Source organism: Pseudonocardia spirodelae, from assembly GCF_037727765.1.
Taxonomy (GTDB): Bacteria; Actinomycetota; Actinomycetes; order Mycobacteriales; family Pseudonocardiaceae; genus Pseudonocardia; species Pseudonocardia spirodelae.
In genome coordinates, this window is record NZ_JBBJUP010000035.1 from 1 (window position 1) to 9,732 (window position 9,732).

Sequence of the window (9,732 nt, forward strand, 5' to 3'; positions counted from 1 at the left end):
GCGGATGGCCAAGATCACCGGCCGGTCCGACGACATGATCATCCTGCGTGGGGTGAACGTCTTCCCGACCCAGATCGAGGAGATCGTGCTGCGCACCCCGGGGCTTTCCCCGCACTTCCAGCTGGAACTCACGACACAGGGCCGGCTCGACGCGATGACGGTGCGGGTCGAGGCCCGGCACGACACCCCCGCCGACCGCCGCGAGCCGGCCGCCGCGGAGCTCGTCCGCGCGGTGAAGGAGACCGTCGGGATCAGCGTCACCTGCGAGGTCGTCGACCCCGACTCGCTGGAACGCTCGATCGGCAAGCTCCAGCGTCTCCGAGACCGCCGCACGACGTGACATCGTCGAGAGGCGGCGTGCACCCGACGACGAGTTCGGAGCGCCTCGACGACTGGCGCTCCGTGCTCTCCCGCGCCTTCGTCCCGCTCGAACCCCATGCGCCGTCGGGCGGAGGTCCGTTCCGCGGGCTGCTGCGAACCACCGAGTTCGACGGTCTGCAGCTGGCCGAGGTGTCGGGAACGGGACAGACGGTCCGGCGGACCCGTGCGACGATCGGCGCCGCGGACCCGGGGCACTACAAGGTGGGCCTGCAGGTCGCCGGGCACGGGCTGCTCGCACAGGACGGGCGCGAGGCCGCCCTCGCGCCGGGTGACCTGGCCATCTACGACACGGCGCGGCCGTACCGGCTCCGGTTCGACGCGTCGTTCCGGATGCTGGTGGTGATGTGTCCGCGCACGGCGCTACCCCTCTCCGAGCGTGTGCTGTCGAGCCGTACCGCCGTGGCGGTACGGGCCGCCGACGGTGTGGGCGAACTGGTGTCACCGTTCCTGCGCGGTCTGCGGCGGCTGCTCGACGAGGGCGCTCGTCCGATCGGTGCGGGGCATCTCGGCCCCGCGGTGCTGGACTCCGTCGCAGCGGCCTTCGACGAGCCCGACCACGACGGCCGTGCCGGGGGGTCGCTGCTGGTCCGGGCGCAGGCCTACGCCGAGGGTCGCCTCGGCGACCCGGCACTCGGCCCGGTCATGATCGCCGAGGCCCACCACGTGTCCGCCCGTTACCTGCAGCGGGCCTTCGAGGCCGAGGGTGAGACCGTCAGCGGCTGGATCCGTTCCCGGCGGCTCGAGCGCTGCCGCCGGGATCTGGGCGATCCGCACCTCGCCCACCGGCCCGTCAGCGCCGTCGCCGCCCGGTGGGGCCTGGTCAACGCCGCGCACTTCAGCCGCACGTTCCGCTCCGTCTACGGGATGTCCCCCCGTGACTACCGCACGGAGGCGCATGCACGCGTCGATGCGCACGTCGGCAACTCTGTGCGTGCCAGGACAAGGTGAGTTCCGCAGACGGCAAGACGCGGTGACGGCTCGGGCGGCAGCGTACGTGCCATGACGACCATCGACGATCGTTCGGCCGTGCGCCTGCCGGACCGGCTCCTCATCGGCGGCGAGTGGCGCTCCGGTTCCGCCGGCACCGTCGCCGACCTCAACCCGGCCACCGAAGAGCTGCTGGTGGATGTGCAGGCGGCGTCCGCGGGCGATGTCGACCAGGCGGTGCAGGCGGCGCGGGCCCAGCTGGACGGGGCCTGGGGCGCGACGCCGGGTGCCGAACGCGGGCGCATCCTGAACCGGGTCGCGGACCTGATCGAGCGCGATGCCGAGCACCTGGCGCGGCTGGAGGCACTCGACGTCGGCAAGCCCGTCGGGCAGCCGTCGATGCTGGACGTACCCAACGCCATCGCGACGTTCCGGCACTTCGCCGGATGGGCTGACAAGATCACCGGGTCGACGATCCCGACCGCCGGCTACTTCGGGCGGCCGACCCACTCCTACACGGTGCGGGAGCCGGTCGGGGTCATCGGCGCCATCATCCCGTGGAACACCCCGCTGATGATCTCAGGGTGGAAGCTCGCCCCCGCGCTCGCGGCGGGCAACACCGTGGTCGTCAAGCCGGCCGAGGACGCGCCGCTGTCGACCCTGCACCTGGCCGCGCTGCTCCAGGAGGCGGGCCTGCCCGACGGCGTGGTCAACGTCGTCCCGGGGCGGGGCGACGTCGCGGGGGCGGCCCTGGTCGCCCACCCCGATGTCGACAAGATCAGTTTCACCGGGAGCCCGGAGGTGGGCCGGACGATCCAGGTCACCGCGGCCGAGACCTTCAAGCGGGTCACGCTGGAGCTGGGCGGCAAGTCGCCGCAGATCGTCCTCGCCGACGCCGACATCGAGGCCGCCGTCAACGGGACGGCCATGGGGCTGTTCTTCAATCAGGGCGAGGTCTGCGCGGCGGGCACCCGGGTCCTCGTGCACCGCTCGGTGTACGGCCAGGTCGTCGAGGGTCTCGCCGGTGCGGCCCGGGCGCAGGTCCTGGGCGACCCGTTCGACGGCGCGACGACGATGGGTGCCCTGGTCAACGCGAAACAGCGGGACCGGGTCCTGTCCTACATCGAGGCCGGCCGGGCCGAGGGCGCGACGGTCGCGGCCGGGGGTGGCCGCCCCGACGGGAAGGGCTTCTTCGTCGAGCCGACGATCTTCGCCGACGCGAACAACGCCATGCGGATCGCCCAGGAGGAGATCTTCGGGCCGGTCGGCACGGTGATCCCGTTCGACGACCCGGCCGAGGCGGTGCGTCTCGCCAACGACACCCGGTACGGGCTGGCGGCCACCATCTGGACCCGCGACGTCGCCGCGGCACACACCCTGGCCGGCCAGGTGCGCGCCGGGGCGGTGTGGATCAACGGCTGGGCCGCCATCGATCCGGCCCTGCCGTGGGGCGGGATGAAGTCCAGTGGCATCGGCCGCGAACTCGGGTGGAGCGGAATCCTCGCCAACACCGAGGAGAAGACGGTCACCGTGGTCCTGTGAACCACGTTCCCGCGGCCGACCGGCCCGGTCGGCGCCGCACCGCCCCGCCCCGTCAGCACACCTTTTCAGGAGGACCATCATGAAGACACGCGGCGCAGTCCTGCGCGAGGCCCCCGGCAAGTACGAGATCGTCGAGCTCGACCTCGACGATCCCCGTCCCGGCGAACTGCAGATCAAGCTCGTCGCCTCCGGCCTCTGCCACTCCGACGACCACATCGCCACCGGTGACATCCCGGCCGGGATCTTCCCGATGGCCGGCGGACACGAAGGCGCCGGGATCGTCACCAAGGTCGGCCTGAACACCCCCGGCTACGAGGAGGGTGACCACGTCGTCTTCTCCTTCCTGCCCGGCTGCGGGCGTTGCCGCTGGTGCGCCACCGGTCACCAGAACCTGTGCGACCTCGGCCAGTTCCTGCTGGCCGGCTGCCGGCCCGACGACCCGACGAGCTTCCGGCTGTCCCTCGACGGCGCCCCCGTGGGCCAGATGTCGGGCATCTCGACGTTCTGCGAGCACACCACCGTCTCGGTGCACTCCACTGTGAAGATCGATAAGGACATCCCGCTCGAGTCGGCCTGCCTCACCGGTTGTTCGGTGGGCACCGGCTGGGGATCCGCGGTGAACTCGGCCGCCGTCCAGCAGGGTGACACCGTCATCGTCATGGGCATCGGCGGGATCGGCATCAACGCGGTCCAGGGTGCCGCGCATGCGGGTGCGGCGAACGTGATCGCAGTCGACCCGGTGGCGTTCAAGCGTGAGAAGGCGCAGCAGTTCGGCGCGTCGCACGCGGTGGAGACCATCGAGGAGGCCACCGAGATCGCCCGTCAGTTCACCAACGGCCAGGGTGCCGACTCGGCGATCGTGACCGTCGGGGTCACGACGGGCAAGCACGTGGCGGCCGCCTTCGCGGCCATCCGCAAGCAGGGCACCTGTGTGGTGACCGGGCTCGGGGACATCACCACCACCGGGGTCGACATCCCGCTGGGCGAGCTCACCCTGTTCCAGAAGCGGCTGCAGGGTTCGCTGTTCGGTGAGTCGGCGCCGAGCTTCGACATCCCGCGTCAGCTGCAGCTCTACCGCGACGGCCTGCTCAAGCTCGACGAGCTCGTCACCACGACGTACTCGCTGGACGAGATCAACCAGGGCTACGAGGACATGCACGCCGGTAAGAATCTGCGCGGGGTGATCCGTTACGCCGGATGACCGGTGGAGATCCGGCGCGTCCGCACCCGTCGCGGGCGCGCCGCTCGCGTCAGCACACCTTCGGCGCACATCCCGTGCACCCGAACACTCCGGCCGACCCTCTCGTGCAGGCTTCGATGATCATCTCTGGTTCCCTGGCCCGGGGCGAGGGATCGTCCGGCGCCCCGTCACCGGGTCCGGGACAGCACGTCGACGGCGAGCATGACGACGGCCGGGCCGAGTTGATCGCGAACGTCCGGGACGGGACGTGGTCGAACGCGGTGTCCCCCACGGTGCGGAGCCGGTCCTCGACCCGGGCGTGGCGGACGACCACCCGTGCGCGACTCGGGTGGCCCGGCGAGGCGGCGTCCAGCAGCCCGGTGAGCTCAGCCGAGCCGGCGCTGTCGTGGAGGCCACCGGCGCCCCGCTGCCCGACCCGCGATGAACGGTCCGGGGTGCAGAGGCATCGTGACGCGACCCAGAACCATGAGGCCGCGGCCATCGGACAGGTCCAGCTCGCCGACCTCGGTCACCCCTGACGGCACTACCCTTCCTGTTCTGCCACGAGCAGCCGCGGCGGCGCCCCCTCACGTCCCGCACGCCGATACGGCGCCTCCACCAGCGAACGCGCTGGTGGAGGCGTGGAGCCGGAGGTCGGGATCGAACCGACGACCTACCGCTTACAAGGCGGTTGCTCTACCACTGAGCTACACCGGCGAACACGACCAGCCTAACGCCCCGACCGTGTCGCAACCCTCCCGGCCGCCGGGCCGTCGCACGGTGTGAGGTGGACCATCGCCCGTCGTCGCCCGTCGGCCCGCCCCTAGCCTGGTGTGCGACACCGGACCCGCATGAACGGATGGAGGGATCGTGGCCGAGGAGACGCCGACGGCCGACCGGTTCGCACGGCGCCTGCGCGGGGCGCTGCGGCGCGACGCGCGACGGCTGCTCACCCCCGGTCCGTCGACGGTCCCGATGCTCATGCTCGGCCCGCAGGTGCCCGACGACGCCCGCGTCCAGGAGGTCCTCGACCTCTGCATGCGCATCGGGGAGATCGAGCTGTCCTCCGGCGAGTCGGTCGACGAGGTCACCGCGACCATGCTGCGACTGGCGAACCTGGCCGGCCTGCCCGCCGTCGACGTCGACATCACGTTCACCTCCATCACCATGTGCTGCCATCGCGGCAACGCCGCCCAGCCGGTGACGACGATGCGGCTCGTCCGCTACCGCACGCTCGACCTCACCCGGCTCGCCGAGACCGAGGCGATCATCCGCGACGTCGAGGCGGGCCGGCTCGACGTGCGGGCGGCGTCGTCGAAGGTGTCGGAGGTCGTGCGGCACCCGCACCCCTACCCGCGCTGGGTCGCCACGTTCGGCTGGGCCGCGCTGGCCGCCTCGATCGCCCTGCTGCTCGGCGGCGGGCCGTTCACCGCGACGACCGCCTTCGTGACCACCGCGATCATCGACCGGATCGGGCGCCTGCTGGCCCGGCGCGGGGTCGCGGCGTTCTTCCAGCAGGTCATCGGCGGCTTCCTGGTGACGGCCTCGACGGTCGCGCTCGTCCAGCTGGAGGTGTTCCCGCCGGGCACCCGGGCGTCCTACGTCGTGGCGGCGGGCATCACGGTGCTGCTGTCGGGGCTGAGCGTGGTCAGCACCGTCCAGGACGCGCTGACCGGCTACTACCTGACCGCCGCCGCGCGGATGGTGGAGATCTCGCTGCTGTCCGCGGGCCTGCTGACCGGCGTCGTGCTGGGGCTGCAGCTCGGGCTGGCGATGGGCACCCAGATCGAGGTGTCCGGGGACCTGCCGACGGGCCCGGGGCAGTTCGGGCTGTCGCTGGCCTCCGGCGCGCTGGCGGCCGCGTTCTACGCACTGGCCGGGTACGCGCCGCTGCGCTCGCTGCCCGTCGCGGGCGCGGTCGGTGCGTCGAGCTGGCTGGTCTACGGCCTGCTCACCCAGACCGCCGGGCTCGGGCAGGTGCCGGCGACCGGGGCCGCGGCGCTGGTCGTCGGCATCGCGGCCGGCCTGCTGCGGCGCGGCACCGACACCCCGCCGATGGTCGTCACGCTGGCCGGGGTCACCCCGCTGCTGCCCGGTCTGGCCGCCTACCGCGGCTTCTACCAGCTGGCGATCGAGGGGCCGTCCGAGGGCCTGGTGACGATCACGATCGCGCTGGCCGTCGGGCTCGCGCTGGCCGCGGGCGTCGCGCTCGGGCAGTTCGTGGCGAGCCCGCGCCGCCGCCCGGAGGAGCGCCACGGCGGCACCGACGCCCCGCCCGCGTCCGGGGTGGTCACCGGGCCGTCCACGAACGGCCTGCCCGACACCGCGCCCGACGGCCCGGATCCGAAGTAGGGTCGGCCCGGGTCGAGCGTCGAGGAGGACATGTGTCCAGCGGGGAACCGGTGACCGCGGCGGATCTGGTGGTGGTGGCCAACCGGCTGCCCGTGGACCTGGAGCGACACCCGGACGGCAGCACCACCTGGAAGCGCAGCCCCGGCGGTCTGGTCACCGCCCTGGAGCCGACCCTGCGGGCCCGCGAGGGCGCCTGGGTCGGCTGGCCGGGGGTGCCCGACGCCGAGGTCGAGCCCTTCGCCGAGGACGGCCTGTCGCTGTTCCCGGTGACGCTGACCGCCCAGGAGGTCGCCGACTACTACGAGGGCTTCTCCAACGGCACGCTGTGGCCGCTCTACCACGACGTCGTCGCCCCGCCGCAGTTCCACCGGCACTGGTGGCGCGCCTACACCGCGGTGAACCAGCGCTTCGCCGAGGAGGTCGCGAAGGTCGCCGCGCACGGCGCGACGGTCTGGGTGCAGGACTACCAGCTCCAGCTCGTCCCGGGGCGGCTGCGCGAGCTGCGCCCCGACCTGCGGATCGGGTTCTTCCTGCACATCCCGTTCCCGCCGGTCGAGCTGTTCCGCCAGCTCCCGTGGCGGACCCGGATCATGGAGGGGCTGCTGGGTGCGGACCTCGTCGGTTTCCACACCGACGGCGGCGTGCGCAACTTCCACTGGCTGGCCCAGGAGCTGGCCGGGGCGACCCCGGACCGCGACCCCGAGATCGTGCAGCACGGCGGCCGGCGGATCCGGCTCGGCGCCTTCCCGATCTCGATCGACTCCGGCCGGCTCGACGCGCTGTCGCGCACGCCGGAGGTCGAGAAGCGCGCCGCCGAGATCCGCGAGGAGCTGGGGAATCCGAAGAAGATCATCCTCGGGGTGGACCGGCTCGACTACACCAAGGGCATCGACGTCCGGCTGCGCGCCTTCCACGAGCTCCTGGCCGAGCAGCGGGTCACCGTGGACGACGCCGTCATGATCCAGCTGGCGACGCCGTCGCGCGAGCGGGTCGAGCACTACCAGCAGATGCGCAACGACATCGAGCAGGCCGTCGGGCGGATCAACGGCGAGTTCGCCCGGGTCGGGCACCCGGCCGTCCACTACCTGCACCGGTCGCTGCCGCGCGAGGAGCTGGCCGCGTTCTTCCTGGCCGCCGACGTCATGCTCGTGACCCCGCTGCGCGACGGGATGAACCTCGTCGCCAAGGAGTACATCGCCTGCCGCCACGACGACGGCGGCTGCCTCGTGCTGTCCGAGTTCGCCGGCGCCGCGATCGAGCTGACCAGCGCGCTGCTGGTGAACCCGCACGACACCGACGGGGTCAAGGAGGCGCTGCACGCGGCGCTGACGATGGGACCCGAGGAGGGTGCGAAGCGGATGCGCACGCTGCGCCGCCAGGTGATGGACCACGACGTCGACCGGTGGGCGGCCGCGTTCCTGGAGGCGCTGGGCGTGAAGGTCGCGCAGTGAGCACCGGGCTCCACACCGCGCTGGACGACGCGCTGGCGCGGGTCGCGGCGGTGCCGAGGCTGCTGGTCGCCCTCGACTTCGACGGCGTGCTCGCCCCGCTGGTCGACGACCCGTCGGCGTCGCGGCCGCTGCCCGCCTCGGCCGACGCCGTCCGGCGCCTCGCCGCGCACGACGCGACGTCGGTGGTGATGCTGTCCGGCCGCGGCCGCGACGACCTCGCCGCGGTCTCGGGGTTCGGCCCGCCGGTCGGGCTGGTCGGCAGCCACGGCGCCGAGTACGACGACGAGCTGGCCGCGCTGCTCGGCCGCGGCGGCCTGCTGACCGAGGAGCAGGCGCGGCGCCGCACGGCGCTGCTCGACGGCCTGCGCGCCCTGGTCGAGGACACCCCCGGTGCCCGGCTCGAGACCAAGCCCGCCGGGGGCGCGGTGCACGTGCGCGGGATGGACCCGGCCGCGGGCGGCGCGCTGCTGGAGCGCGTGCGCGGGGAGTGGGCGCGCGACGGCGTCGACGCCACCGCGGGCAAGGACGTGCTGGACCTGGCCGTCGTCGAGACGACCAAGGGCTCCGCGGTCGACACGCTGCGGTCCGCGCTGGCGGCCGACGCGGTGCTGTTCGCCGGGGACGACGTCACCGACGAGACCGCGTTCCGGGTGCTGCGCGACGGCGACGTCGGCGTCAAGGTCGGCGACGGCGCGACCGCGGCCGGGTTCCGGGTGGCCGGCCCGCAGGAGTTCGCCGCCGTGCTGCAGCGGCTGGCCGCGCTGCGGGACTGAGCGCACCGGTCGTCCGGCTCAGTCGCCGTCGATCCCGTCCAGCGCGGCGGGCGGCTCGCGGCACGGGTCGTCGGCGGCCGGCAGGTCCGAGGCGTTGCCGGGGATGCCGATGCCCTCGGTCGCGGACAGCCCGCCCATCTGGGCGTACCAGCGGGGCGCGCGCTCGCGGGCGTGCCAGTAGCCCTTGGCGCTGATGAAGCCGCGCTCGCCGGGGTCGGCGGCCCCGTTGCCGTTGGTGTCGCCGAGGAAGCGCATCCCGCCGCCGGGGCCCCGCTGCACGTGCAGCGGCGACGGCAGCAGCCCGACGAGCTGGGCCGACTCGTCGACGCTCAGCGCCCGGCTGGACTTGCCGAAGTAGTACCAGGAGGCCGCGCAGACGCCGTAGACGCGCGGCGCGAACTGGGCGACGTTGACGTAGATCTCCAGGATCCGCCGCTTGGACATGACGATCTCCATCGTCTCCGCGGGCGGGATCTCCAGTGCCTTGCGGACGGGCTCCAGCGGCGGGTAGCGCCCGGCCCACAGGAACAGGTTCTTCGAGGTCTGCTGGGTGATCGTCGAGCCGGACGGGTCGTCGGTGCCGTCGAGGTAGGCCTGCACCCGGGCCCACTGCATGCCGTAGTCGACGGCGAGCGTGCGCTCGGGGAACTGCTGGTCCTCCTGCCCCATCACGACGACGAGGAAGTTGCGCGACACGTGCTCGGCGTCGGTCCAGCGCGCGACCGTCGGCCCGAAGTTCCACAGCCGGAACATCGAGTACGGCGGGTTCACCAGCGTGAACAGCAGCACCAGCACGAGCGGGACGGCCTGGGCGAGGAGCGCCCAGCGCAGCACGCGGCGGACCCGGGCGCGGGCCGACGGCGCCGGGACACCCGGTGCGCGCCGCGGGCGCAGGCGCTGCCACAGCTGCGCGACCCGGGGGCCGATCGGGCGGCGGGGCGCGGCACGGTCGACCCCGGGACGGGGCGCGGCGCCCCCGCCCCGCCGGGGCGGCGGGCCGCTGCGGCGCAGCCCCCCGCGGCGCGACGGCAGCGGGCGCTCGGCCGGGTGGGCGGGCCGCTCGACCGCGGGGCGCATCCCGTCGGCCGGTGCCGGCCGGTCCGCCGGGCGCCCGTGCCGGTCGGGG

Annotated in this window: 7 protein-coding genes, 1 tRNA gene and 1 pseudogene; 7 read left to right on the top strand and 2 right to left on the bottom strand. The window is 73.4% G+C overall.

Annotation, left to right across the window (positions count from 1 at the left end; genetic code table 11):
- The 4 genes and pseudogenes from WJX68_RS25060 to WJX68_RS25075 all read left to right on the top strand — a co-directional run.
- Window positions 1–340, top strand: a pseudogene (locus WJX68_RS25060) (phenylacetate--CoA ligase); the annotation flags it as partial.
- A gap of 17 nt (window positions 341–357) precedes the next feature.
- On the top strand, window positions 358–1,329 hold the full coding sequence (locus tag WJX68_RS25065) for an AraC-like ligand-binding domain-containing protein (RefSeq protein ID WP_340295441.1): 972 nt from the start codon (window positions 358–360) through the stop codon (window positions 1,327–1,329).
- Between the two features lie 51 nt (window positions 1,330–1,380).
- Window positions 1,381–2,850 (top strand): phenylacetaldehyde dehydrogenase StyD, encoded by a 1,470-nt coding sequence (styD, locus tag WJX68_RS25070; protein WP_340295443.1) that lies wholly within the window; start codon window positions 1,381–1,383, stop codon window positions 2,848–2,850.
- Window positions 2,851–2,929: 79 nt separating this feature from the next.
- Window positions 2,930–4,051: an NDMA-dependent alcohol dehydrogenase gene (locus WJX68_RS25075; protein WP_340295445.1), complete on the top strand. Its 1,122-nt coding sequence runs from the start codon at window positions 2,930–2,932 to the stop codon at window positions 4,049–4,051.
- A gap of 621 nt (window positions 4,052–4,672) precedes the next feature.
- Here WJX68_RS25075 and WJX68_RS25080 read toward each other — a convergent pair.
- Window positions 4,673–4,747: transfer RNA gene (locus WJX68_RS25080), tRNA-Thr, on the bottom strand.
- 153 nt (window positions 4,748–4,900) lie between these two features.
- On the opposite strand from WJX68_RS25080, the gene WJX68_RS25085 reads away from it, so the two are divergent.
- The 3 genes from WJX68_RS25085 to otsB are packed head-to-tail and all read left to right on the top strand — an operon-like array spanning window position 4,901 to window position 8,606.
- Complete coding sequence (locus WJX68_RS25085) at window positions 4,901–6,382, top strand: threonine/serine exporter family protein (protein WP_340295447.1); 1,482 nt, start codon at window positions 4,901–4,903, stop codon at window positions 6,380–6,382.
- Between the two features lie 32 nt (window positions 6,383–6,414).
- Window positions 6,415–7,833, top strand: a complete 1,419-nt coding sequence (locus tag WJX68_RS25090; RefSeq protein ID WP_340295449.1) for an alpha,alpha-trehalose-phosphate synthase (UDP-forming) — start codon at window positions 6,415–6,417, stop codon at window positions 7,831–7,833.
- Window positions 7,830–8,606, top strand: a complete 777-nt coding sequence (gene otsB / locus WJX68_RS25095) for a trehalose-phosphatase (RefSeq protein ID WP_340295451.1) — start codon at window positions 7,830–7,832, stop codon at window positions 8,604–8,606. Before WJX68_RS25090 ends, otsB begins: the two co-directional genes overlap by 4 nt.
- 18 nt (window positions 8,607–8,624) lie before the next feature.
- On the opposite strand, the gene WJX68_RS25100 is transcribed toward otsB, so the two are convergent.
- Window positions 8,625–9,732: transglycosylase domain-containing protein (locus WJX68_RS25100; protein ID WP_340295453.1), on the bottom strand; the 1,108-nt coding region annotated here is incomplete at its 5' end.